This window comes from Streptomyces sp. NBC_01334 (genome assembly GCF_035983595.1).
Classification (GTDB): Bacteria; Actinomycetota; Actinomycetes; order Streptomycetales; family Streptomycetaceae; genus Streptomyces; species Streptomyces coriariae.
Genome location: NZ_CP130718.1, coordinates 2,031,712 through 2,056,535 on the forward strand (window position 1 = coordinate 2,031,712; position 24,824 = coordinate 2,056,535).

Below are 24,824 nucleotides of genomic sequence, written 5' to 3' on the forward strand. Positions count from 1 at the left end.
CGATCCTCCCACGTCCCGGCGCTGGAACCGGTCGAGGGTCCAGCCTGCGGACGGTGGAACACCCGGGGGCGGGGTCACGGGTGGTGCGAGTCCCGGCGGGAGGCGAGGGCGTGCTCGCCCGCCTTGCGCATGGCCTCCACCGGCGCCGGGACGCGGCCGGTCATCTGCTCCACCTGGAGGACCGCCTGGTGCACCAGCAGGTCGAGGCCGCTGACGACGGCGCCGCCGAACATGGACCAGCGGGCGGCCAGCTCGGTCGGCCACGGGTCGTAGAGCACGTCGAACAAGGTGGCGGGACGCTCGGGCACCGAGGCGGCGAGGTCGTCCGTGGCCCCGGCCGGGGTGGTCGCGACGACCAGCGGGAAGCGCAGCGCGTCGGCGGCGTCCGCCCAGTCGGCGATCCGGACCTCTACGTCGAGCCGCTCGCCCCACTGCCGCATCTCGGCGGCGCGGGCCGCGCTGCGGACGTAGGCGACGATCTCGCCGGTGCAGACCCTGGTCAGGGCGGCCAGGGCGGAGGACGCGGTGGCGCCGGCGCCGAGGATCGCGGCCGAGTCGACCTGTTCGACACCGCGCTCGCGCAGGGCGGCGACCATGCCGGGGATGTCCGTGTTGTCGCCGAGTCGACGGCCCTCCTCGGTGAACACGAGGGTGTTGACCGCCTCGACGGAGGCGGCCGTCTCGCTGATCTCGTCGAGCAGCGGGATGACCGCGCGCTTCAGCGGCATGGTCAGCGAGAGACCGGCCCATTCGGCGCCGAGGCCGGCGACGAAGGACGGTAGGGCCTCCTCGTCGACGTCGAATCGGTCGTACGTCCAGCCGGTGAGTTCCAGTGCCTCGTACGCGGCGCGGTGCAGCACCGGGGAGAGGGAGTGGACGATCGGGCTGCCGAGTACCGCGGCCCGGCGGGCGTCAGTTGCCCGTGCTGGCATCGAACTTGTCCTTGAGTTTCTGGAAATCTGCGTACGTCTTGGCGAATTCGGTGTTGCTCTCACCGTCGGTCGCCACGAAGTAGATCCAGCCGTCGGTGGTCGGCTTCATCGTGGCCTTCAGCGCGTCCTCACCGGGATTGCCGATCGGTCCCGGCGTCAGGCCCCTGTTGGTGTAGGTGTTGTACGGGTCCTTGTTGCTGTTGATCTCGGACTCGCTGATGTTGATCTTGCTCTCGCCCTTCAGGTAGTTGAAGGTCGAGTCGAACTGGAGCAGCTGGTTGGTCTGGTCGTTCGTCGGCTTGAGCCGGTTGTAGACGACCTCCGCCATCTTGCGGTAGTCGTCGTGCGTCTTGCCCTCGGCCTGGACGAGGCTGGCGACCGTGATGACCTCCAACGGGCTTTCCAGCTTGAGCTTCTTGGCCTGGGCCTCGAGGTCGTACTCGCCGTACACCTCGTTGGCGTGCGCGACCATCGACTTCAGGATCGCCTCGGGCTTCATGCCCTTGGCCGCGCCGTACGTCCCCGGGAAGAGGAAGCCCTCCAGCGGGTCCTTGATGTCCTCGTTGTCGTTCGCCCAGTCGGGCAGACCGAGCGTCTTGTACTTGGTCTCCGCCAGTTTTCTGGTGGTGCCGGAGGCAAGTCCGAGTTTTGTGTCGATGTTCTTGTAGACGGCCACGTTCCGCTGACCCGGGGTGACCATCACATTGGCCTGACTGGCCGGGTCGAGCATCATCTCCACGGCGCTCTTCGCGGACATCTCCTTCTTCAGGATGTACGCGCCCGCCTGGATGCCGCCCGCTTCGGGGTTGCTCGTGACCGCGGAGACGAACGCGTCCACGCTCTTGACGACGCCTGCCTCCTTGAGCAGTCTGCCGATGACGGCGCCGCCGGAGCCCTTGGGCACCTCGATGCTCACGGTCTCCTTCGTGCCGTCGCCCGTGTAGTCCGGAGCCGCGGCGTAACGATTCTTGTAGTAGTCGTAGCCGAAATATCCGACGCCTGCGACGCCACCGCCGAACACCAGCACGACGACCAGACAGGCGCAGCCGCTGCGGCTCTTCTTGCTCTTCGTGCCCTTGCCGCCCCGGCCCCGCCGGTCGCCGCGGCCCTCCGGCTCGTCGTCGTCCTCGTCGTCCTCGGCACCGCCGCCCGCGAAGAAGGCGTGCTCGCCCTGATCGGGGCCGGGATCCCAGTCGGGCTTCTGCTCGGCCTCGGCGTCGGCTTCCGGCTCCGGTTCGGGCTCGGCGCGGCGCCGGGCGGGCGGCTCCGGCGGCGGGTACGCCTCAGGAGTGCCGTAGAAGTCGGGCTGTTCGGCGCCGTAGGCCGCGGCCTGCTGACCGTAGGGGTCGCCGGGATCGGCGGCGAAGGGGACGTGGGCATGGGTGCCCGTGCCGTCCCAGCCGCCCTCCTGGTACCCCTCGTGGTAGGCCTGCTGGTTCTGATGGTCGTACTGCTGGCCCTGAGCGCCGTACTGCTGCTGGTCGTAGCCCTGGTACTGCGGGTCGTACTGCTGCTGGTCGTACTGCTGCTGGCCGTACTGCTGTTGGTCGTACTGCTGCGCCTGTCCCTGGCCCCAGTCGCCGTACTCCTGCTGCTGCGGCTGCTGCGGGTAGTGGTCGTGCTGTGGCTGGCCACCGTAGGCAGGCTGATGGCCCGTGGGGGCCTGCTGCCCTTCCCATCCGCCGTCCCCGTACAACGGGTCCTCCGGATGCCACGGTTCGGAGCCAGGGCCCCGGCCATACTCAGTCATCGATCCCCTAGAGCCGCGAGGCGGCGATCACGCGGCTTTTTCCGGCCCGTCACCGTTCCGTCTCTCTCTGTGCGGCAGCTGTTCGAACACCGCCGCATCGCGCGGAACGTTACCGTATCGCGATCAGATGACCACTTCGACGCCCTCGCCCGGTGCTTTGCCTGACACCCGTTCGGATTCCAGGGCCTGCTGAAGGATGATCACAGCGGCTGCCTGGTCGATCACCGAGCGGCCCTTCTTCGCCTTCACGCCCGAGGCACGCAGTCCCTGACCGGCCGTCACGGTCGTCATCCTCTCGTCCACCAGACGTACGGATACGGGCGCGATTTTGTTCGCCAGCTCCTGTGCGAAGCCGCGGACCTTCACCGCGGCCGGGCCCTCGCCCCCCTTGAGGGAGCGAGGCAGACCCACGATGACCTCGATCGGCTCGTACTCCTCGACCAGTTGTCCGAGTCGGCGGTAAGCCGCGGGGACATCCCGGCCGGGGACCGTCTCCACCGGAGTGGCGAGGATCCCGTCGGGGTCGCACGAGGCGACCCCGATCCGGGCGTCCCCGACGTCGATCGCGAGTCGACGGCCCTTCCTCATCGGCTCGCTCACTTGGCCGTTTCCGCCACGAGCCGCTCGACGGCGTCGACGGCGTCGCCGACGGCGGCCGGGTTCTGGCCGCCGCCCTGGGCGACGTCCGGCTTGCCGCCGCCGCCACCACCGAGGGTCTTGGCGGCCGTGCGGACCAGGTCGCCGGCCTTGAGACCACGCTCGCGGGCGGCCTCGTTGGTGGCGATGACCGTCAGCGGCTTGCCGTTGTTGACCGTGAACAGGGCGACCACGGCGGCCCGGCCGCCCTGGATGCGGCCGCGCACGTCGAGGACGAGCCTGCGCAGGTCGTCGGGGGTCGTGCCGTCCGGGACCTGACCGGTGACGAGAGCGACACCGCGGACGTCCTTGGCGGACTCCACGAGACCGGCGGCGGCCTGCAGCACCTTCTCCGCGCGGAACTTCTCGATCTCCTTCTCGGCGTCCTTCAGCTTGCCGAGCATGGCGGAGACCTTCTCCGGGAGCTCCTCAGGACGGCCCTTGATCAGCTCCTGGAGCTGGGCGACGACCGTGTGCTCACGGGCCAGGAAGTTGTAGGCGTCGACGCCGACGAGGGCCTCGATGCGGCGCACACCCGAGCCGATCGACGACTCGCCGAGCAGCTTCACCAGGCCCAGCTGCGAGGTGTTGTGCACATGGGTGCCACCGCACAGCTCCTTGGAGAAGTCGCCGATGGTCACGACCCGGACCCGCTCGCCGTACTTCTCGCCGAACTCGGCGATGGCGCCCTGCTTCTTGGCCTCGTCGATGCCCATGACATCGGCGCGGACGTCCAGGTCGCGGGCGAGGATCTCGTTGATCTTCTGCTCGACGTCGGTCATCACGGCCGTCGGGACGGCGGACGGGGAACCGAAGTCGAAGCGGAAGCGGCCGGGCTGGTTCTCGGAACCGGCCTGGGCGGCCGTCGGGCCGAGGGCGTCGCGCAGCGCCTGGTGCGTGAGGTGGGTGGCCGAGTGGGCGCGGGCGATGGCCGTGCGGCGGCGCTGGTCGATCGAGGCGTGGGCCTTGGCGCCGAGCGTGACCTCGCCGACCTGGACGACGCCCTTGTGGACGTACACGCCGGGAACCGGCTTCTGGGTGTCGCGGATCTCGATGACGGCGCCGGTGTCCACCTTGATACGGCCGGTGTCGCCGATCTGGCCGCCGCCCTCGGCGTAGAACGGGGTGCGGTCGAGGACGATCTCGACCTCGTCGCCCTCGGTGGCGGCCGGCGAGGAGGCGCCGTCGACGAGGATGCCGACGATCGTCGACTCGCCCTCGGTGTCGGAGTAGCCGATGAAGTCGGTCGCACCGGCCCGGTCGGCGATCTCGCGGTAGGCGCCCACGCCGGCGTGCCCGGTCTTCTTGGCCTGGGCGTCGGCCTTGGCGCGTTCCCGCTGCTCCTTCATCAGGCGGCGGAAGCCGTCCTCGTCCACGGACAGCCCCTGCTCGGCGGCCATCTCGAGGGTGAGGTCGATCGGGAAGCCCCAGGTGTCGTGGAGCAGGAAGGCCTTGTCGCCGGCCAGAACCGCGCCACCGGACTGCTTGGTCTCGGTGACGGCGGTGTCGAGGATGTTGGTGCCGGCCTTGAGCGTCTTGAGGAAGGCGTTCTCCTCGGCGAGGGCGACCTTCTCGATGCGCTCGCGGTCGGTGACGAGCTCCGGGTACTGCTGGCCCATCATCTCGATGACGGTGTCGATGAGGTCCTTGACGACCGGGCCGGTGGCGCCGAGGAGGCGCATGTTGCGGATGGCGCGGCGCATGATGCGGCGCAGGACGTAACCGCGGCCCTCGTTGCCGGGGGTGACGCCGTCGCCGATGAGCATCACGGAGGTGCGCATGTGGTCGGTGACCACGCGCAGCGAGACGTCCGACCCGTGGGCCTCGCCGTACTCGACGCCGGTGAGTTCGGTGGCCTTCTTGATGACGGCCATCGAGGTGTCGATCTCGTACATGTTCTGCACGCCCTGCAGAATCATGGCGAGGCGCTCCAGGCCGAGGCCCGTGTCGATGTTCTTGCTCGGCAGGTCGCCCAGGATCTCGAAGTTGTCCTTGCCGATGCCCTCGCCACGCTCGTACTGCATGAAGACGAGGTTCCAGATCTCCACGTACCGCTCGTCGTTGACGGCGGGGCCGCCCTCGACACCGAACTCGGGGCCGCGGTCGTAGTTGATCTCGGAACAGGGGCCGCAGGGTCCGGGGACGCCCATGGACCAGTAGTTGTCCTTCATGCCGAGGCGCTGGATGCGCTCCTTGGGCACACCGACGACGTCGTGCCAGATGCGCTCGGCCTCGTCGTCGTCCTTGTAGACCGTGATCCAGAGCTTCTCCGGCTCCAGGCCGTAACCACCCTTGTCCTGGGGCGTGGTGAGCAGCTCCCAGGCGTACTTGATGGCGCCTTCCTTGAAGTAGTCGCCGAAGGAGAAGTTGCCGCACATCTGGAAGAAGGTGCCGTGGCGGGTGGTCTTGCCGACCTCTTCGATGTCGGGCGTGCGCACGCACTTCTGCACGCTGGTGGCGCGCGACCACGGCGGCTTGACGTCGCCGAGGAAGTACGGCTTGAAGGGGACCATGCCGGCGGGGACGAGGAGCAGAGTCGGGTCGTCCGCGATGAGCGACGCCGAAGGGACGACGGTGTGCCCGCGCTCCTCGTAGAAGCTCAGCCAGCGGCGGCGGATCTCGGCCGACTCCATCAGTGGTCCTCATTCCGGTTGTGCGAGTACGTCGTGTTCTCGATGTGCTCGGGGTACTTGGGGGTGCTGCGGTTGCTCTCGATGGCGTTGAACCGCCGGGGCGCGGGGAGTTCGGGGTCGTCGTGGATCCCCAGCGCCTCCCCCAGCTCGGCCTCCCGCTGGGCCATGTTGTCGCGGACGTCGAGCGCGAAGCCCACCGCGCGGTCCTTGAGGCGCGCTCCCGTCTCGAGCGCCTTGTTGGCCGCGGTCGCGGCGAGGCTCTCGGGGGTCAGCTGCTTCAGCTTGCGATTGACCTTGGTGGTGGCCCAGACACCGGCGGCGACGCCCGTGGTGAACCAGAAGGTACGGCGGAACATCGCTGGTCTCAGTCCCTCTTTCCACGGGGCTTGCGCTTCTCCCGCCGGGAGACCGTTCGGCCCACGATCACGGTCCGCCGGGACTCCCCGGCGGGCACGTCGTCCTTGCGGCCGCCGAGGGCCCGGCGGACGCCGTAGCCGAAGGCGGCGACCTTCACCAGGGGGCCGCCGAAGGTGGAGGCGACCGTGGTGGACAGCGCCGAGGCGTTCGACGTGACTTCCTGGACATCGGTGGCGATCGCGTCGACCCGGTCGATCTGGGTCTGCGCGGAACGCACCGCCGCGGAGGCGTCGGCCAGCAGCGGCACGGCCTGCTCGGTCACGTCGGCGACGAGTCTGGTGGTCGCCCTGAGCGTCTGGGCCAGCCTCGCCAGCGCGACGGCGAGGAAGGAGACCAGGATCGCCCAGAACACGGCCACCAGGATGCCGGCCACCTCTCCACCGGACACTGCGCACCCGCTCCCTGTCTGACGAACACCTATCTCTGGAGGCGAGCCTATCGCGCCGACGCCGGCGTTCCGTACCGGATTAGGCGTGCGAAAGCCCGCCGTCCCACCTGCTCCGAAGAGCAGGGAGACGACGGGCCTTGGCGCAGAAGTCCTACGACCGCCGCAGACCGATCCCGAAGGGGATCAGCGGGCGTAGTACTCGACGACGAGCTGCTCGTCGCAGATCACCGGGATCTCCTTGCGGTTCGGCTCACGGTCCAGGCGGAAGGCCAGGGCGCGGAGGTTCACCTGGAGGTAGCGCGGGGTCTCGCCGTCGGGGGCGAAGCCACCCTCGCGGGAGATCGAGAACAGCGTCTTCTCACGGCTGCGCTCGCGCACCATGACGACGTCGTCCGGCTTGACGCGGAAGGACGGCTTGTCGACCTTCTGGCCGTTGACCTCGATGTGGCCGTGCACGACCATCTGGCGGGCCTGGTAGATCGTGCGGGCGATGCCCGAACGCAGGACCAGCGCGTCGAGACGGCGCTCGAGCTCGATGATCAGGGCCTCACCGGTCTTGCCCTGGACCTTGGAGGCACGCTCGTAGGCGCGGACGAGCTGGCGCTCGGACACGTCGTACTGCGCGCGCAGACGCTGCTTCTCGAGCAGACGGACCTTGTAGTCCGAGTTCTGCTTGCGGCCACGGCCGTGCTCACCCGGCGGGTAGGGGCGGGCCTCGAAGTACTTGACGGCCTTCGGGGTCAGCGCGATGCCGAGGGCACGCGACTTCTTGACCTTGGGACGGGGCTGGTTCGCCACGATCTCTCTCTTTCCAGAATTTCCGGCTTGTCAGGGTTAAGGGAGGTCGCATCCGCAGCCGGGGAAACCCGTCGGGTCCGCGTGGAACCTGTCGGGCAGCCGCTCCCCTGGTCTGGGCACATACATGCAGCACGCGAGTTGCCCACCGACCGGTCCCGGAACTCCGGGTGGTGATGGGCTGCCCGCGACACCGTTCGACGGTGCGCGACGCTCCTGGAGCGAGGTCCGAGGACCGTGCTCCGGCCGACTGTCCTGTTCTGACTGCACGGGACGCGGCACTTCGGGCGAGTCTACAGGGTGCTCAGGACCCGTTGCGACCGAGGTGCTGCCGGGTCCACTCGACCGCGTCGGCGTAGCGGGCCTCGGCGCCGTGCCGGGTGGGCTCGTAGTACTCACGGTCCTTGATGGCGTCCGGGGCGTACTGCTGGGCGGCGATGCCCTCGGGCAGGTCGTGCGGATACACGTACCCCTGTGCGTGCCCCAGTTTGGCGGCGCCCTTGTAGTGCCCGTCGCGCAGATGCGGCGGCACCGGGCCGGCCAGTCCCTTGCGTACGTCCTCCAGGGCGGCGCCGATCGCGGTCGTCGCGGCGTTGGACTTGGGCGCCAGGGCGAGGGCGATGGTGGTGTGGCTGAGCGTGAGGGCGGCCTCGGGGAAGCCGATCATGGCGACGGCCTGGGCGGCGGCGACCGCGAGGGGCAGCGCACCCGGATCGGCGAGACCGATGTCCTCGCTGGCGGAGATCATCAGACGGCGGGCGATGAAGCGGGGGTCCTCACCGGCCTCGATCATGCGGGCCAGGTAGTGCAGGGCCGCGTCGACGTCCGAACCCCGGATGGACTTGATGAGGGCGCTGGCGACGTCGTAGTGCTGGTCGCCGTCGCGGTCGTACTTCACCGCCGCGCGGTCGACGGTCTGCTCCAGGGTCTGGAGGCTGATCGCGGTCTCGTCCTGGTCCAGGGCGGCTCCGGCGGCGGCCTCCAGGGCGGTGAGCGCGCGGCGGGCGTCGCCGCCGGCGATGCGCAGCAGATGCGCCTCGGTGTCCTCGGGGAGGGTGAGGGCGCCCTTGAGACCGCGATCGTCGGTCAGGGCGCGCCGGACGAGGTCGCGGAGGTCGTCGTCGGTGAGGGGCTCGAGGGTCAGCAGGAGGGAGCGGGAGAGTAGGGGCGAGATCACCGAGAAGTACGGGTTCTCGGTGGTCGCCGCGATCAGCGTCACCCAGCGGTTCTCGACGGCCGGCAGGAGGGAGTCCTGCTGGGCCTTGCTGAAGCGGTGGATCTCGTCCAGGAAGAGGACGGTCTCCTTGCCGTAGCCGCCGATGGCGCGGCGGGCGCCGTCGATGACGGCGCGGACCTCCTTGACGCCCGCCGTGATGGCCGACAGTTCGACGAACCGCTTGTTGGTGGCCTTGGAGACGACGTACGCCAGGGTCGTCTTCCCGGTACCGGGCGGCCCCCAGAGGATCACCGAGGAGGGCCCGGCCGGGCCCGTGGCGCCCTCGCCGACCAGGCGGCGCAGGGGTGAGCCCGGCTTCAGCAGGTGCTGCTGGCCCACCACCTCGTCGAGGGTGCGCGGGCGCATCCGGACCGCCAGGGGGCTCCCGGCGGGGTCCTTCTCCTGGCGGTCTTCCGCTGCGGCGGTGAACAGGTCGGGCTCCACACGTCGGAGCCTACGTCAGAGGTCCGACAGTCATGTCCGGCGCCCGGTGCGCGGCCTGCTCCGACGCCTGTGCCGTGCGGGGCTCAGGCCCAGAGGTCCGCGCCCCAGCGGGTCAGGACCAGCATGGCGATGATGCCGACGTGGGTGACCGGCAGGACCCAGGTGAACTCGCCGAGGAAGCGCTTCAGCCAGCCCGGGGCGGGCAGCAGGCCGTTGCGCACGTTGAACGAGGTGACGTACCAGAACATGGTGATCGTCGCGACCCAGGCCAGCGAGCACCACAGGCACAGGGCGTTGATCTCGTACAGGGACTGGTACTGGAGCCAGGTGCAGAAGGCCACGCCGAAGAGGGTGCCGAAGTTGAAGGTCAGCCAGTACCAGCGCGGGAACGCGACCCGGGTCAGCAGGCTCATGCCGACACAGATCACGATGCCGTAGGCGACGAGACCGAGCATCGGGTTGGGGAAGCCGAAGGCGGCGGCCTGCTTGCTCTCCATGACGCTGCCGCAGCTGATGATCGGGCTGATGCTGCAACTGGGCGTGAAGGTCTCGCCGGCGACCTTGGCCTCGAGGATCTTGAACTTGTCGAGCGTGATGACCCAGGCGGCCAGCAGACCGGCGGCACCGGTGATCAGCAGCAGGATCGCGAACGCACGGCTGCCGCCCACGGTCCGGGGCTCGGTCGCGGTGACGCGCTCGGGCTCGGACTCCGTGGAGACGTCTTTGACTGTCGTCTTGCTCATCACGCCGATCCGTCACTTGAGAGTTGGACCATCTTCGGGCAGGGGCCATTGTGCCGCACCGGACCGGGTGCGCACCGTTCGCTGCGCATAAGGAAGTACGTACGGCCGCCGCGCGGCGTTCGGTTCCGGCCAAGGCCAGGCGCACACCGGCACGCGTGCGTGGCGCTCGGACGACGACGCCCTCCGAAGGACGAACGGGCGGCCGCCGGGTTGACGTTCCGGCGCATGACGAAGGCGCCGGGTCACCCGACCCGGCGCCTTCGTCGGGCTTTCGCGCCCGTCAGCCCAGCTTCGACTCCAGTTCCGCCACGATCTCGTTGACGCCGATCGCCGTCTGCTCGCCGGACTCCATGTCCTTGAGCTGGACGACGCCCTCGGCGAGATCGCGTTCGCCGGCGACGATCGTGTAGCGGGCCCCGCTGCGGTTGGCGCTCTTCATGGCGCCCTTGAGCCCCCTGGAGCCGTAGGAGAAGTCCGCCGCGACACCGAGCTTGCGCAGTTCGGTGACCTTCGCGAAGAGGACCCGGCGGGCCTCCTCGCCGAGCGGGACGGCGAACACGGAGGTCGCGGCGGGCAGCTCCAGCTCCACGCCCTCCGCCTCCAGCGCCAGCACCGTACGGTCGACGCCCAGCGCCCAGCCCACCGACGGCAGCGCGGGGCCGCCGATCATCTCGGAGAGACCGTCGTAGCGGCCGCCACCGCCCACCGCGGACTGGGAGCCCAGCCCGTCGTGGACGAACTCGAAGGTCGTGCGGGTGTAGTAGTCGAGGCCGCGGACCAGCTTCGGGTCGTCCTCGAAGACCACGCCCGCCGCCGTGATCAGCTCACGGACCTCCTCGTGGTACGCCTTGCACGCGTCGCAGAGGTAGTCGCGCAGGAGCGGCGCGCCGCCCAGCTGCTTCTGGACCGCCTCGCGCTTGTCGTCCAGGACCCGCAGCGGGTTGATCTCCGCGCGGCGCAGCGTGTCCTCGTCGAGGTCAAGGCCCCGCAGGAAGGCCTGGAGTGCCTCCCGGTACACCGGGCGGCACTCCTTGTCGCCGAGGCTGTTCAGGAGGATGCGGAAGTCGCGCAGCCCCAGCGACCGGTACGCCTGGTCGGCCAGGATGATCAGCTCGGCGTCCAGCGCCGGGTCCTCCGCGCCGATCGCCTCGGCACCGACCTGGGAGAAGTGCCGGTACCGGCCCGCCTGCGGCTTCTCGTACCGGTAGTACGAGCCCGAGTACCAGAGCTTGACCGGCAGGTTGCCCTGCTTGTGCAGGTTCGCCTCCAGGGCGGCGCGCAGCACGGACGCCGTGCCTTCCGGGCGCAGGGCCAGCTGGTCGCCTCCCTTGGTCTCGAAGGCGTACATCTCCTTGCTGACGATGTCGGTGGACTCACCCACACCGCGCGCGAACAGGTTGACGTCCTCGAAGCCGGGCGTCTCGACGTAGCCGTAGCCGGAGTTGCGCAGCGGGGCGGCGATCGCCTCGCGCACCGCGAGGAACTTCGCGGAACGCGGCGGAATCAGGTCGTACGTGCCCTTGGGGGCCTGAAAGGTACTCACGGAAGGTCTCTCGTCACATTCCTCGTCGGGGAGGGGCGTGCGTACCCGCTCCCTGGCCGCCGGCCGCCACCTGCCGCAGATGCGGGTTGGTGGCGCGCTCCTGGCCGATGGTCGTCTGGGGGCCGTGGCCGGACAGCACCACGGTCGAGTCCTCGAGCGGCAGGCACACGCGGGCCAGCGAGTCGAGCATCTCGGCCATGTCGCCGCCGGGCAGGTCGGTGCGTCCGATGGAGCCGGCGAACAGCAGATCCCCGGAGAAGAAGACCGACGGGACGTCGGCCGCCTCGGGCATCCGGAAGGTCACCGACCCCTTGGTATGGCCCGGCGCATGGGCGACGGAGAACTCCAGACCGGCCAGGTCCAGTCCCACGCCGTCGGTCAGCTCACGGACGTCGTCCGGCTCTCCCACGGTCAGTTCGCCCATCAGCGGCATCCCGATGGACCGGCCGAGCGCCTTCTCGGGGTCGCTCATCATGTAGCGGTCCTCGGGGTGGATCCAGGCCGGTACGTCGTGCGCTCCGCACACCGGGACGACCGAGGCCACGTGGTCGATGTGGCCGTGGGTGAGGACGACGGCGACGGGCTTGAGCCGATGCTTCCTGATCGCTTCCTCGACTCCTGGGGCCGCCTGGTGGCCCGGGTCGATGATCACGCACTCCTCACCGGCGGCGGGGGCGACGAGATAACAGTTCGTCCCCCAGGCCCCGGCGGGGAACCCGGCAATGAGCACGATCGTCCTTCGTTTGTGTCGATACGCGTGGGCTTCTGGGCGGCTGCGCCAGTGGTCAGAGCCTACCGGCGCTGCCGATTCCTCAGCGAACCCATATACGGTACGGGGCACACGCAGGCGGTCGGCTCACAAGACGCACGCGTCCCAGTCGACGTACGAGACGCACGAGGAGAGAACTCGGTGGTCACCCAGGAACAGCGGAAGCGTCAGCTCGCCCGGGAGAAGTTCTTGCGGCAGCAGCAGCGGCGCACCTCCGCGCGACGCAAGGCACGTGCGCGCAACTCGGTGATCGCGTCGGTGCTCGGCGTGATCATCATCGGCAGCGTCGCGCTGTACACGACCGGCGTCATGAAGGACGACGACAAGGCGAACGCGAGCTCGGAGACGACGCCGTCCGCGACGCCCAGCGCCGTCAAGGACCCGTGCGAGAAGGCGGCCGCGGGCTCGGTCAAGACGCAGACCTGGAAGAAGGAGCCGGCGGTCACGATCGACAAGTCGGCGAAGTACACGATGACCCTCGCGACGACGTGCGGGGACATCGGCATAGCGCTCAAGGCGAAGGCCGCGCCGCACACGGTGAACTCGTTCAGCTTCCTCGCCGGCAAGGGCTACTTCGACCACACCAAGTGCCACCGTCTCACCACCAACGGCATCTACGTGCTGCAGTGCGGTGACCCGACGGGCAGCGGCAGCGGCGGTCCCGGCTACACCATTCCGGACGAGAACCTGAAGGACACCAGCCTCAAGAACAACATCTACCCGGCGGGCACGATCGCGATGGCCAACACGGGTCAGGCGCACACCGGCGGCAGCCAGTTCTTCCTCGTCTACCAGGACAGTCAGCTCCCGCCGAGCTACACGCCGTTCGGTACCGTGTCGGCCGACGGCATGAAGGTGCTGACGAAGATCGCCGCCGCCGGCGAGAACACGGGCGCGGGTGACGGAGCCCCGAACGCGACGGTCGTGATCAACAAGGCGACGGTCACGAAATCCTGACGGCGATCTGACGACTAAGGGGCGGTCAACTGCGCAATTTCGGTCGCGCTGGATGCGGACAGGCGGCCCGCCGGTCGCCTATGTTGGCCGTGACGAAACTGTGGACGATGCCCAGGGGCGCTGAAGCCCCTCGGAGGCATCATGTGGAGGAGGCGCTGTGAGCAGCGACCCGTGGGGCCGCGTCGACGAGACGGGGACCGTGTACGTGCGTACGGCCGACGGCGAGCAGGTGGTCGGTTCCTGGCAGGCAGGCTCCCCCGAGGAGGCGCTGGCCTATTTCGAGCGCAAGTACGAGGGCCTGGTTGTCGAGATCGGCCTCCTCGAGAAGCGAGTGAAGACCACCGATCTGTCGACGAAGGACGCCCAGGTCGCGATCGACCACATCCGCGAACAGGTCGACGCGCACCACGCGGTCGGTGATCTCCAGGCACTGCGGGACCGGCTGGACAAGCTGGTGGCGACCGTCGAGTCGCGGCGCGAGGAGCGCAAGCAGCAGCGGGCCAAGCAGTCCGACGAGGCCCGCAAGGCCAAGGAGGACCTGGTCACCGAGGCGGAGCAGCTGGCGCAGTCCGACCAGTGGCGGGCCGCCGGCGAGCGGCTGCGGTCGCTGGTGGACACCTGGAAGGGTCTGCCGCGTCTCGACCGCAAGTCGGACGACGAGCTGTGGCACCGGTTCTCGCACGCGCGCTCGGCGTTCTCCAAGCGTCGCAAGGCGCACTTCGCACAGCTGGACGCGCAGCGCGAGGAGGCCCGCCGGACCAAGGAGCGGCTGGTCTCCGAGGCCGAGGCACTGTCCGGTTCGTCGGACTGGGGTCCGACGGCGGCCCGCTACCGCGAGCTGATGGCGGAGTGGAAGGCGGCGGGCCGGGCCCAGCGCGAGCACGAGGACGACCTCTGGAACCGCTTCCGCGGCGCTCAGGACGTCTTCTTCGCCGCCCGCAGCTCGGTGTTCGCCGAGCGGGACGCGGAGCAGACGGAGAACCTGAAGCTCAAGGAGGAGCTGGCCGAGGAGGCCGAGAAGCTCCTGCCGATCGGTGACCTGAAGGCGGCGCGTGCCGCGTTCCGCTCGATCAACGAGCGCTGGGAGGCCATCGGCCACGTGCCGCGCGACGCCCGGCCGAAGGTCGAGGGTCGGATGCACGCCGTGGAGCGGGCGATGCAGGAGTCCGAGGAGGCCGAGTGGCGCCGGACGAACCCGGAGGCACGCGCGCGTGCCGCGGGTCTGACCGGTCAGCTCCAGGCCGCCGTGGACAAGCTGCGGACGCAGATCGACCAGGCTCGTGCCCAGGGCAACTCCGCGAGGGCCGACAAGCTGGAGCGTGAGCTGGAGGGCCGTCAGGCGCTGCTGGACCAGGCCCTGAAGGGCCTCCAGGAGTTCGGCGGCTGATCCCGGCTCCCGACCCGTCCGGTCGACATTCGACGAAGAGGCCCCCGTACATCGCGTACGGGGGCCTCTCGTGTGCTCGGCTACGGTCTGCGCGCCGAAGTCACCCGGTACACGTCGTAGACGCCCTCCACGCCGCGTACGGCCTTCAGGACGTGCCCCAGGTGCTTGGGGTCGCCCATCTCGAAGGTGAAGCGGGAGGTGGCCACCCGGTCGCGGGAGGTCTGGACCGCCGCGGACAGGATGTTGACGTGCTGGTCGGACAGCACCCGCGTGACGTCCGAGAGGAGGCGGGACCGGTCGAGCGCTTCGACCTGGATGGCGACCAGGAAGACCGAGGACTGGGTGGGCGCCCACTCGACCTCGAGGATGCGCTCCGGCTCGCGGGAGAGTGACTCCACGTTGACGCAGTCGCTGCGGTGAACCGATACACCACTACCGCGCGTGACGAAGCCGATGATCGGGTCGCCGGGTACGGGCGTACAACAGCGGGCCAGCTTGACCCAGACGTCGTCGACGCCCTTGACGACCACACCGGGGTCCTGGTTGCTGCGCCGCTTGCGGCCACGGCTGCGGGACGGGACCGTCTCGTCGATCTCCTCGGTGGCCGCCTCCTCGCCGCCGAGGGCCTGCACCAGCTTCTGCACGACGTTCTGCGCGGCCACATGGCCCTCGCCGATCGCCGCGTACAGCGAGGAGATGTCCGGGTAGCGCATCTCGTGCGCCAGCGTGACCAGCGAGTCGCCGGTGAGGATCCGCTGGATCGGCAGGTTCTGCTTGCGCATCGCGCGCGCGATGGCGTCCTTGCCCTGCTCGATGGCCTCGTCGCGGCGCTCCTTGGAGAACCAGGCCCGGATCTTGTTGCGGGCACGCGGCGACTTCACGAAGTTCAGCCAGTCCCGGGACGGCCCGGCCCCGGCCGCCTTGGAGGTGAAGACCTCCACCAGGTCGCCGTTGTCCAGGGTCGATTCCAGCGGGACGAGGCGTCCGTTGACGCGGGCTCCTATGGTGCGGTGGCCCACCTCGGTGTGCACCGCGTACGAGAAGTCCACGGGCGTGGCGCCGGCCGGCAGCGCTATCACGTCGCCCTTCGGCGTGAAGACGAAGACCTCGTTGCGCGACAGGTCGAAGCGCAGGGACTCCAGGAACTCGCCGGGGTCCTCGGTCTCCTTCTGCCAGTCGAGCAGTTGGCGCAGCCACGCCATGTCGTTGAGGTGGTCGTCCTTGCCGGTGGTCCTCGGCTGGTCCGAGCGCACCTTGGAGGCGCCGGCGACGGCCTCCTGCTTGTACTTCCAGTGCGCGGCGATGCCGTACTCGGCGCGGCGGTGCATGTCGAACGTGCGGATCTGGAGTTCGACCGGCTTGCCGTTGGGGCCGATGACCGTCGTGTGCAGCGACTGGTACATGTTGAACTTGGGCATCGCGATGTAGTCCTTGAACCGGCCGGGGACCGGGTTCCATCGCGCGTGCACCGTGCCGAGGGCCGCGTAGCAGTCGCGGACGGTGTCCACGAGGACGCGGATGCCCACCAGGTCGTAGATCTCCGCGAAGTCACGGCCGCGGACGATCATCTTCTGGTAGACGCTGTAGTAGTGCTTCGGGCGGCCGGTGACGGTCGCCTTGATCCGGGCGGCGCGCAGGTCGGCCTGGACCTCGTCGGTCACTATGGCCAGATACTCGTCACGCTTCGGTGCCCGCTCGGCCACCAGCCGTACGATCTCGTCGTACATCTTGGGGTAGAGGATCGCGAAGGCGAGGTCCTCCAGTTCCCACTTGATGGTGTTCATGCCGAGACGGTGGGCGAGCGGCGCGTAGATCTCGAGGGTCTCGCGCGCCTTCTTCTCCTGCTTCTCGCGCTTGAGGTAACGCATGGTGCGCATGTTGTGCAGCCGGTCGGCGAGCTTGATGACCAGGACGCGCGGGTCCTTGGCCATGGCGACGACCATCTTGCGCACGGTCTCGGCCTGCGCGGCCTCGCCGAACTTGACCTTGTCCAGCTTGGTGACGCCGTCGACGAGCAGGGCCACCTGGTCGCCGAAGTCGCGGCGCAGGTCCTCCAGGCCGTACTCGGTGTCCTCGACGGTGTCGTGCAGCAGGCCCGCCATGAGCGTGGCCGGATCCATGCCCAGCTCGGCGAGGATCGTGGTCACCGCGAGCGGGTGCGTGATGTACGGGTCGCCGCTCTTGCGCTTCTGACCGCGGTGCCAGCGCTCGGCGACCTGGTAGGACTTCTCGATCTGGCGCAGCGTCGCCGTCTCGATCTTGGGGTCGTTGCTGCGCACTATCCGCAGCAGCGGTTCCAGGACCGGGTTGTACGGGTTCTGGCGCTGGACGCCGAGCCGGGCGAGGCGGGCGCGGACGCGGTTGGAGGAGCCGGAACGGGCCGGGGGCTGTGCGGCGGCCGGTCGGCCGGCGGGCACGACCGAGGAGCCGTCGGGCTGGGCCGGCTTGGGCCGGGGCTGCTCGGCCGGCTTGTCGACCGGCGCGGACCGGTCGTGTTCGACCGCCCCCCGGCCGTCGTCCTTCGCCTGCGACGCGGGCGTGGCCGCGGGACCCGAGGCGGACTCGGGCTTGGCGGCGGTCAGGTGCTGGGCCTCGTCTGGCAAGAGGACTCCTCGTGCGCGATCCGGGTCCCCGGTCAGGCTCCGGAGCACCCATCGTAGCGATCCTGAGCTCCAGGATCGCCTTCAGGCCGATGTGAGGGCCGTCTACCGGAGAAACACAAGGGGCGGGCTCCGGATTCCTCCGGGCCCGCCCACTTGGGCTACGACGGTTTCTGGGACCGCGCTCAGATCGTGAGCAGGGCCTCCAGAGGCGCTCCGCCGAGGGCCGCCTCCAGGCGGGGACGGCCGTCGAGGAAGCCCAGCTCCATCAGCACGGCGACGCCCGCGACCTGGGCGCCCGCCCGGTGGATGAGCTGGATCGACGCCTCGGCGGTGCCGCCGGTGGCGAGGACGTCGTCGACGATCAGCACGCGGTCGTCGGCGGCCAGGTCCTCGGCGTGCACCTCGATCTCGGCCGAGCCGTACTCCAGGTCGTAGGCCTGGCCGAGGGTGGCTCCGGGGAGCTTGCCGGCCTTGCGTACGGGGATGAAGCCGAGGCCGGCCCGGACGGCGACCGGGGCACCCAGGATGAAGCCCCGGGCCTCCAGGCCGACGACCTTGGTGGCGCCGGTGCGCTCGGCGATCCCGGCGAACGCGTCGGTGAGCGCGGTGAACGCCACCGGGTCCGCCAGGAGCGGGGTGATGTCCTTGAACATCACCCCCGGCTCCGGGTAGTCGGCCACGTCACGGATGCGGCTGTGCAGCAGCGCCGTGATGTCGGTGAGCTCCGTCATCGGCGCTTCCCCGACGGACGGCCACGGCCCCGGCCCCGGGACGCGGGCTGGTTGCGCGGCCCGACGACCGCGGCTTCGGCGTCCTCCGGCTCGTCGCCGTAGGTGTCGTCGCCGCGGGTCTGCGCGGGCGCCTCCTCTGCCGACGCCTGGGCGCGCTTGGCCAGGACACGCTTCTTCAGCGCCTTGATCTGCGGCTCGCGCTCCTTGAGGTCGGCGACGAGCGGCGTGGCGATGAAGATCGAGGAGTACGCGCCTGCCGCGAGTCCGACGAACAGCGACAGCGAGATGTCGTTGAGCGTGCCCGCGCCGAGGAAGCCGCCGCCGATGAACAGCAGTCCCGCCACCGGCAGCAGCGCGACGACCGTGGTGTTGATGGAACGGACCAGGGTGCCGTTGATCGAGCGGTTGGCGATCTCGCTGTAGGTGAAGCGGGTCTGCTTGGTGAGGTCCTTCGTCTGTTCCTTGAGGGAGTCGAAGACGACGACCGTGTCGTACAGCGAGTAGCCGAGGATCGTCAGCAGACCGATCACCGTGCCGGGCGTCACCTCGAAGCCGACGAGGGCGTAGATGCCGACCGTGATGGTGATGTCGTGGATCAGGGCGACGAGGGCCGCGATGGCCATGCGCCACTCGAAGGCGATCGCCAGATAGATCACGACCAGGACCATGAAGATCGCCAGGCCCTGCCAGGCCTTGCTGGCGATCTGGTCGCCCCAGCTGGGACCGACCAGGTCGGCGGTGATCGTCTCCGGGTCGGCCTTGAAGTCCTTGGCCAGTTCGGTCTTGATCGCGCTGGACTGCTTGATGTCCATGCCGGCGATCTGGATGCGCAGCGTGCCGTTGCCCAGCTTCTGCACGACCGCGTCGTGGCCGGACGCGTCCTTGGCGTACTCCTCGGCCTGGGAGACGGAGACGCTCGTCTTCTCGGTGGTGAAGACGGCGCCGCCCTGGAAGTCGATGCCCATGTTCAGGCCGCGCACCGCCAGGCCGACGATGGCCGTGATGGTGATCAGGATCGAGATGCTGTACCAGAGCTTGCGGTGGCCGATGAAGTCGTAGCTGATCTCGCCACGGTGCAGCCGGGCGCCGAGGTTGCCGAGTTTCGACATCGCTCAGGCCTCCTTCGTCTCGACGGGGCCGGCGGCAGGACCGCCGGGACGGCGGGTACGGCGCAGCGGAGGCTGGGCACCCAGGCTCTTCGGGTCGAGGCCGGACCACTTGTGGCCGCTCGCGAAGAACTTCCGCCGAGCGATGAGCGTCATCAGCGGCTTGGTGAAGAAGAAGACCACGACCACGTCCAGGACGGTGGTCAGGCCCAGTGTGAACGCGAAGCCCTGGACCTTGCCGACCGTGACGATGAAGAGCACCGCGGCGGCGAGGAACGACACGAAGTCGGAGACCAGGATGGTGCGCCGGGCACGCGGCCAGGCCCGCTCGACGGCGGGGCGCAGGGTACGGCCCTCGCGGATCTCGTCCCGGACGCGTTCGAAGTACACGATGAACGAGTCCGCCGTGATGCCGATGGCGACGATGGCGCCACAGACGGCGGGCAGGTTCAGCGCGAAGCCGATGGCCGGGCCGAGCAGCGCCATGAGCACGTAGGTGAGGGCCGCGGAGACCAGCAGCGAGGCGAGCGCGATGAGCGCCAGGCCGCGGTAGTACGCCACCAGGTAGATCACGACCAGCAGGAGGCCGATGGCGCCGGCCAGCAGACCGGCGTGCAGCTGGTCACCGCCGAGCGCCGCCGTCACCGTGGTCACGCTCTGCTCCTGGAAGGAGAGCGGGAGCGCACCGTAGGACAGCATGTTGGCGAGGCCCTGGGCCTCCTCCTGCGTGAAGCTGCCCGAGATCTGGGCCTGGCCGCCGGTGATGGAGGAGCTCACGTACGGGCTGGAGACGACGTTGCCGTCGAGCACGATGCCGAACTCGTTCTGCGGCTGGGTGTTCTGCGCGAGCTGGCCGGTGATCGTGGCGAACTTCTTGGCGCCGGACTTGTTGAAGTCCATGGTGACCTGCCAGCCGGCGGCGGTCTGCGTGTCGTAGACGGCCTGGGCCTTGTCGACCTCGGTGCCGTCGACGGCGGCCGGGCCGAGCAGGTACTTGTACCAGACCTTGTCCATCTCACCGCAGGCCACGGTCGTGTCCTCGGGCTTGACGCCCTCGCCGGCCTTGGCCCGGACCGACTCCTTGGAGCAGTCCAGGGCGGCGTACTTGGCCTGGAGCGCGGCGTCGTCCGCGGTGACGGCGGCGCCGCTGCTCGCGGAGGCCGACGGGCTGGCGGAGGAGCTCGCCTTGGCGTCGGCGGAGGCCGACGGGGTCGAGTCGGCCTTCAGCGCGTCGGTGACGGCGCGGCCCTGCGAGGTGGCGGAGGCCGACGGGGAGGACGAGGAGGTCGCCTTCTCACCGGTGCCGGAGGCGCTCGCCGAGGGGCTCGGAGAGGCACTGGAGGAGCCGCTCGGGGACGCGCTCGGCGAGGCGGCGGCGGAGCCGGTGGCCTCCTGGGCCAGGACCGGACGGAAGTACAGCTTGGCGGTGGTGCCGACCTGCTCCCGGGCCTTCTCCGAGTTGGTGCCCTTGGGGATGTTCACGATGATGTTGCGACTGCCCTGGGTCTGCACCTCCGCCTCGGAGACGCCCAGCCCGTTGACACGGCGGTTCATGATCTCGACCGCGGTGTCCATGTTGGCCTTGTTGATCGCTGATCCCTGGTCCGACTTCGCCTCCAGCGTGATGCTGGTACCGCCGGCAAGGTCGATGCCGAGACGCGGAGTGGTGTGACCGGAGGCGAACATGCCTGCGGTGAGCCCCACGATGGCGATCAGGATCAGGGCCAGCGAGCGCCCTGGCTTGCTCTGGGCACTCGCGCTCCGGCCCTTCTTAGGTGCTGCCACCTTCTCGTACTCCCTCTCGGGCCACCTCGCGCCGGGTCAGCGCGGCGGCGGCCATGACATGGTGTCGGGATCCCCTGGCGAGATGCGCGCGCCCCGGCGCGGACGGGTGGGACCCGTACGCGCCGGGGACGGGGCTACTTCTTCGCGTCGGAGTCGCCGTCGGTCTTCTTCGGCTCTTCGGCGGCCTCGGCCGGCTCGGCGTCGGCGGCCTTCTCCTGCACCTCGTCGGTCGCGTCCTTCTTACCGAGGTCGACGGCCTTGTCGTCGGAGGCGGCGGCAGCGTCGTCGACGGAGTCGTCGGTCTCGGTGAGGGAGGAGGCGTCGTCCGGGACGACGTCGGAGTCGGACTTCAGGTCGTGCTCGATGCCGTGGACGATGCGGTTGTACTCGTCGTCGGTCAGGACGGCACCGATGGAGTTCTTCGCGAAGAGCAGGTCGACGCCCGGACCGGCGTCGAGGAGGACCGTGTCCTCGTTGACCTCCTTCACCGTCGCGTACATGCCCCCGATGGTGCGGACACCACTGCCGGGCTGCATGTCGTTACGCATGGCGGCGGCCTGCTGCTGCTTCTTCTTGGCCGACCGGGTCATCAGGAACATGGCCCCGATGAGCACGATGAACGGGAGGAGGGTCACAGGACTCACGGGACGGACTTCCTTCGGACGACCGCGATGGTGGAGCGGCCTGTTGGATGGGGGTTGTGTGCTGCCGACAACGGCGGCATCGGCGGAGTCTAAGCGAGTCCGCGCGCATGGAACAACGCTCAGCATGGCACCTGGGTTCCTGACCCGGCCAACACCTCCGCCGCAGTCCTGCGCGTCACGCCCCGAACAGGTCCTGTTGTCCACTTCCCTGAGCCGGGCTGAGGCCGAGGTGCGCCCACGCGGCCGGGGTCGCCACCCGTCCTCGCGGGGTACGGGCGAGCAGTCCCTCCCTCACCAGGAAGGGCTCGGCCACCTCCTCCACGGTCTCACGCTCCTCCCCCACCGCCACGGCGAGCGTGGACAGACCGACCGGGCCGCCGCCGAACAGCTTCAGCAGGGCCTCCAGGACCCCGCGGTCGAGCCGGTCCAGGCCGCGACCGTCCACCTCGTAGACCTTCAGCGCGGCCTCCGCGATCGCGCGGGTGATCCGCCCGTCGGCCTTGACCTGCGCGTAGTCGCGTACGCGGCGCAGCAGGCGGTTGGCGATCCGGGGGGTTCCGCGGGAGCGGCCGGCGATCTCGGCGGCGCCGTCGGTGTCGATCTCCACGTCGAGGAGGTCCGCGGAGCGGTGGATGACGCGCTGCAGTTCGGCGGGCTCGTAGAACTCCATGTGCGCCGTGAAACCGAAGCGGTCGCGCAGCGGGGGCGGCAGCAGGCCCGCGCGCGTGGTGGCGCCGACCAGCGTGAAGGGGGGCAGCTCGAGCGGGATCGCGGTGGCGCCGGGGCCCTTGCCGACGATGACGTCGACGCGGAAGTCCTCCATCGCCATGTAGAGCATCTCCTCGGCGGGCCGGGACATGCGGTGGATCTCGTCGAGGAAGAGGACCTCGCCCTCCTGGAGGGAGGAGAGGATCGCCGCGAGGTCGCCCGCGTGCTGGATGGCGGGGCCGCTGGTGATGCGGATCGGGGCGCCCATCTCGGCGGCGATGATCATCGAGAGAGTCGTCTTGCCGAGGCCCGGGGCGCCGGAGAGCAGCACATGGTCGGCGGTGGCGCCCCGCGCGCGTGCGGCGCGCAGGACGAGGTCGAGCTGTTCTCGGACCTTCTCCTGGCCGATGAACTCGCCCAGGTCCTTGGGGCGCAGCGCGGCCTCGACGGCCTGGTCCTCACGGTCGGCGACAGAGCCGACCAACCGCTCCGGGGCGGTCTCTTCGGTCGTGTCGTCCCAGTTCACTGACGTCTCCTAGCGGGCGCGGTTCAGGGTCTGAAGGGCGGCCTTCAGGAGGTGGCCCACCTGGGGCGCGCCGTCCGCGGCCTCGGCCTGCGGGGTCACGGCGGCGACCGCCTCGTCGGCCTCGCGGGTCGCGTAGCCGAGGCCGATCAGGGCGGCGTGCAGCTGGTCGCGCCAGCCGCTGGTGACCGGCGCGCCGACCACGGGGGCGCCGAGCGGCTCGCCCAAGCGGTCCTTCAGTTCCAGCAGCAGCTTCTGGGCACCCTTCTTGCCAATGCCCGGCACCGCGATGAGGGCCTTCTCGTCACCCGTGGCCACCGCGCGGCGCAGGGCGTCCGGCGCGTGCACCGCCAGCATGGCCTGGGCCAGCCGGGGGCCGACCCCGCTCGCCGTCTGGAGCAGCTCGAAGACCTGGCGCTCGTCGTCGTCCACGAACCCGTACAGGGTCAGTGAGTCCTCCCGTACGACGAGGGAGGTGGCGAGCTTGGCCGGCCGGCCGAGCCGGAGCGTGGACAGCGTGTTCGGCGAGCACTGGATGGCCATGCCCACGCCACCCACCTCGACCACGGCGGTGTCGGGAGCGAGGGCGGCGACGGTGCCGCTGACGAAGGCGATCATGCCGTACGGCCTTTCGGTGTCGTCTGTGCTGTGGCCGTGTGCAGGGCGACGGCCCGCTGGAGCCGGTTCTGCGCGGGACCGCGCCAGATGTGACAGATGGCGAGCGCGAGGGCGTCGGCGGCGTCGGCGGGTTTGGGCGGCGCGTCGAGCCGCAGCAGGCGCGTGACCATCGCGCCGATCTGGGCCTTGTCCGCGCGTCCGCTGCCGGTGACGGCTGCCTTGACCTCGCTCGGGGTGTGCAGGGCGACGGGGATGCCGCGGCGGGCGGAACACAGCATCGCGACGGCGCTGGCCTGGGCGGTGCCCATGACCGTGCGGACGTTGTGCTGGCTGAAGACCCGCTCCACGGCGACGAATTCGGGGCGGTACTCGTCGAGCCACCGCTCTATGCCCTGTTCGATGCCGACGAGGCGTTGCCCCAACTCGGCGTCCGCGGGCGTCCGTACGACTCCCACGCCGAGCATGGTGAGCGGCCGGCCCGCGACCCCCTCGACGACACCGACGCCACATCGCGTCAGTCCGGGGTCCACCCCCAATACCCGCACGCGCCTTCCCCTCTTCGCGGCCGGACCGCCGCTGCGGTCCATCGAACGTGGCCGGTGATCTCTGACGTCCGCCAGGCTATCCGCTGCCACCGACAACGACGTCGGGCCGGTAGGACGTGTCCCACCGGCCCGACGGATCCGCTCAGCTCGCGGCGGGGCTACGCGTCGACCTTCTCCATGACCTCGTCGCTGACGTCGAAGTTGGCGAAGACGTTCTGTACGTCGTCGCTGTCCTCGAGCGCGTCGATCAGCTTGAAGATCTTCCGCGCGCCGTCCTCGTCGAGCTCGACCTGCATGGTCGGGACGAAGTTGGCCTCGGCGGAGTCGTAGTCGATGCCGGCCTCCTGGAGCGCGGTGCGCACCGCGACCAGGTCCGTGGCCTCGGAGAGGACCTCGAAGGTCTCGCCGAGGTCGTTGACCTCTTCGGCGCCCGCGTCGAGCACGGCACCGAGGACGTCGTCCTCGGCCAGCTCACCCTTGGGGACGATGACGACGCCCTTGCGGTTGAAGAGGTACGACACCGAGCCCGGGTCGGCCATGGAGCCGCCGTTGCGGGTCATGGCGACGCGGACGTCGGAGGCGGCGCGGTTGCGGTTGTCCGTGAGGCACTCGATGAGCACCGCGACGCCGTTCGGGCCGTAGCCCTCGTACATGATCGTCTCGTAGTCGGCGCCGCCGGCCTCGAGACCGGCGCCGCGCTTCACCGCGGAGTCGATGTTCTTGTTCGGGACCGAGCTCTTCTTGGCCTTCTGGATGGCGTCGAACAGCGTCGGGTTGCCGGACACGTCCGCGCCACCGGTACGGGCCGCGACTTCGATGTTCTTGATCATCTTCGCGAAGAGCTTGCCGCGCTTGGCGTCGATCACGGCCTTCTTGTGCTTCGTCGTAGCCCATTTAGAGTGGCCGGACATCTGCCTGTCTCCTTCGCGTAACCCAACCTGGACGAACTCC

General features: G+C 69.6%; 22 protein-coding genes. 2 read left to right on the forward strand and 20 right to left on the reverse strand.

The features are described from left to right. Positions 1-74: 74 nt before the first annotated feature. From OG736_RS09195 to OG736_RS09245, 11 genes are all read right to left on the reverse strand, one after another. On the reverse strand, positions 75-932 hold the full coding sequence (locus OG736_RS09195) for a shikimate dehydrogenase (protein ID WP_327182002.1): 858 nt from the start codon (positions 930-932) through the stop codon (positions 75-77). Next, positions 913-2,682, reverse strand: a complete 1,770-nt coding sequence (gene mltG, locus OG736_RS09200; RefSeq protein WP_327182003.1) for an endolytic transglycosylase MltG — start codon at positions 2,680-2,682, stop codon at positions 913-915. Before mltG ends, OG736_RS09195 begins: the two co-directional genes overlap by 20 nt. 123 nt (positions 2,683-2,805) lie before the next feature. Further along, a complete protein-coding gene (gene ruvX / locus OG736_RS09205; protein WP_327187564.1) occupies positions 2,806-3,270 on the reverse strand; it encodes a Holliday junction resolvase RuvX in 465 nt (154 codons plus the stop codon). Positions 3,271-3,278: 8 nt separating this feature from the next. Further along, positions 3,279-5,951, reverse strand: a complete 2,673-nt coding sequence (alaS, locus tag OG736_RS09210; protein WP_327182004.1) for an alanine--tRNA ligase — start codon at positions 5,949-5,951, stop codon at positions 3,279-3,281. Beyond that, positions 5,951-6,307: a hypothetical protein gene (locus OG736_RS09215; RefSeq protein WP_327182005.1), complete on the reverse strand. Its 357-nt coding sequence runs from the start codon at positions 6,305-6,307 to the stop codon at positions 5,951-5,953. The genes alaS and OG736_RS09215 overlap by 1 nt, the downstream gene beginning before the upstream one ends. 8 nt (positions 6,308-6,315) lie before the next feature. Next, positions 6,316-6,756: a DUF948 domain-containing protein gene (locus OG736_RS09220; RefSeq protein WP_327182006.1), complete on the reverse strand. Its 441-nt coding sequence runs from the start codon at positions 6,754-6,756 to the stop codon at positions 6,316-6,318. Positions 6,757-6,939: 183 nt separating this feature from the next. Beyond that, positions 6,940-7,554, reverse strand: coding sequence for a 30S ribosomal protein S4 (gene rpsD / locus OG736_RS09225; RefSeq protein WP_020128844.1), 615 nt, complete (start codon positions 7,552-7,554; stop codon positions 6,940-6,942). A 301-nt stretch (positions 7,555-7,855) separates the two neighbouring features. Then, positions 7,856-9,211 (reverse strand): replication-associated recombination protein A, encoded by a 1,356-nt coding sequence (locus OG736_RS09230; RefSeq protein WP_327182007.1) that lies wholly within the window; start codon positions 9,209-9,211, stop codon positions 7,856-7,858. Between the two features lie 83 nt (positions 9,212-9,294). Further along, the gene (locus OG736_RS09235) at positions 9,295-9,954 is read right to left on the reverse strand and encodes a vitamin K epoxide reductase family protein (RefSeq protein WP_327182008.1); all 660 of its coding nucleotides are present in this window, start codon (positions 9,952-9,954) and stop codon (positions 9,295-9,297) included. A gap of 280 nt (positions 9,955-10,234) precedes the next feature. Continuing rightward, a complete protein-coding gene (hisS, locus tag OG736_RS09240) occupies positions 10,235-11,497 on the reverse strand; it encodes a histidine--tRNA ligase (protein ID WP_327182009.1) in 1,263 nt (420 codons plus the stop codon). 13 nt (positions 11,498-11,510) lie between these two features. Then, positions 11,511-12,227, reverse strand: coding sequence for an MBL fold metallo-hydrolase (locus OG736_RS09245; RefSeq protein WP_020128840.1), 717 nt, complete (start codon positions 12,225-12,227; stop codon positions 11,511-11,513). 180 nt (positions 12,228-12,407) lie between these two features. Between OG736_RS09245 and OG736_RS09250 the strand changes: the two genes are divergently transcribed. Both OG736_RS09250 and OG736_RS09255 read left to right on the forward strand, forming a co-directional pair. Further along, positions 12,408-13,223, forward strand: a complete 816-nt coding sequence (locus tag OG736_RS09250; protein WP_327182010.1) for a peptidylprolyl isomerase — start codon at positions 12,408-12,410, stop codon at positions 13,221-13,223. A gap of 157 nt (positions 13,224-13,380) precedes the next feature. Continuing rightward, the gene (locus tag OG736_RS09255; protein WP_020128838.1) at positions 13,381-14,610 is read left to right on the forward strand and encodes a DUF349 domain-containing protein; all 1,230 of its coding nucleotides are present in this window, start codon (positions 13,381-13,383) and stop codon (positions 14,608-14,610) included. An 80-nt stretch (positions 14,611-14,690) separates the two neighbouring features. On the opposite strand, the gene OG736_RS09260 is transcribed toward OG736_RS09255, so the two are convergent. The 9 genes from OG736_RS09260 to OG736_RS09300 all read right to left on the reverse strand — a co-directional run bounded on the left by OG736_RS09260 (position 14,691) and on the right by OG736_RS09300 (position 24,784). Further along, a complete protein-coding gene (locus OG736_RS09260) occupies positions 14,691-17,213 on the reverse strand; it encodes a RelA/SpoT family protein (RefSeq protein ID WP_327182011.1) in 2,523 nt (840 codons plus the stop codon). 182 nt (positions 17,214-17,395) lie between these two features. After that, positions 17,396-17,944, reverse strand: a complete 549-nt coding sequence (locus OG736_RS09265; protein WP_327182012.1) for an adenine phosphoribosyltransferase — start codon at positions 17,942-17,944, stop codon at positions 17,396-17,398. Then, the gene (secF, locus tag OG736_RS09270) at positions 17,941-19,053 is read right to left on the reverse strand and encodes a protein translocase subunit SecF (protein WP_327182013.1); all 1,113 of its coding nucleotides are present in this window, start codon (positions 19,051-19,053) and stop codon (positions 17,941-17,943) included. Before secF ends, OG736_RS09265 begins: the two co-directional genes overlap by 4 nt. Before the next feature lie 3 nt (positions 19,054-19,056). Next, positions 19,057-20,835 carry a protein translocase subunit SecD gene (secD, locus tag OG736_RS09275; protein ID WP_327182014.1) on the reverse strand — a complete coding sequence of 593 codons (1,779 nt, stop codon included), beginning with the start codon at positions 20,833-20,835 and terminating at the stop codon, positions 19,057-19,059. Between the two features lie 134 nt (positions 20,836-20,969). Next, on the reverse strand, positions 20,970-21,479 hold the full coding sequence (gene yajC / locus OG736_RS09280) for a preprotein translocase subunit YajC (protein ID WP_142269374.1): 510 nt from the start codon (positions 21,477-21,479) through the stop codon (positions 20,970-20,972). A gap of 175 nt (positions 21,480-21,654) precedes the next feature. Then, entirely contained in the window at positions 21,655-22,713 is a 1,059-nt protein-coding gene (gene ruvB, locus OG736_RS09285; protein WP_327182015.1) for a Holliday junction branch migration DNA helicase RuvB, read from the reverse strand. A gap of 9 nt (positions 22,714-22,722) precedes the next feature. Beyond that, the gene (ruvA, locus tag OG736_RS09290; RefSeq protein WP_020128831.1) at positions 22,723-23,328 is read right to left on the reverse strand and encodes a Holliday junction branch migration protein RuvA; all 606 of its coding nucleotides are present in this window, start codon (positions 23,326-23,328) and stop codon (positions 22,723-22,725) included. Continuing rightward, positions 23,325-23,873: a crossover junction endodeoxyribonuclease RuvC gene (gene ruvC / locus OG736_RS09295; RefSeq protein WP_327182016.1), complete on the reverse strand. Its 549-nt coding sequence runs from the start codon at positions 23,871-23,873 to the stop codon at positions 23,325-23,327. Before ruvC ends, ruvA begins: the two co-directional genes overlap by 4 nt. A gap of 158 nt (positions 23,874-24,031) precedes the next feature. Beyond that, complete coding sequence (locus tag OG736_RS09300; RefSeq protein ID WP_028806682.1) at positions 24,032-24,784, reverse strand: YebC/PmpR family DNA-binding transcriptional regulator; 753 nt, start codon at positions 24,782-24,784, stop codon at positions 24,032-24,034. Positions 24,785-24,824 lie beyond the last annotated feature (40 nt).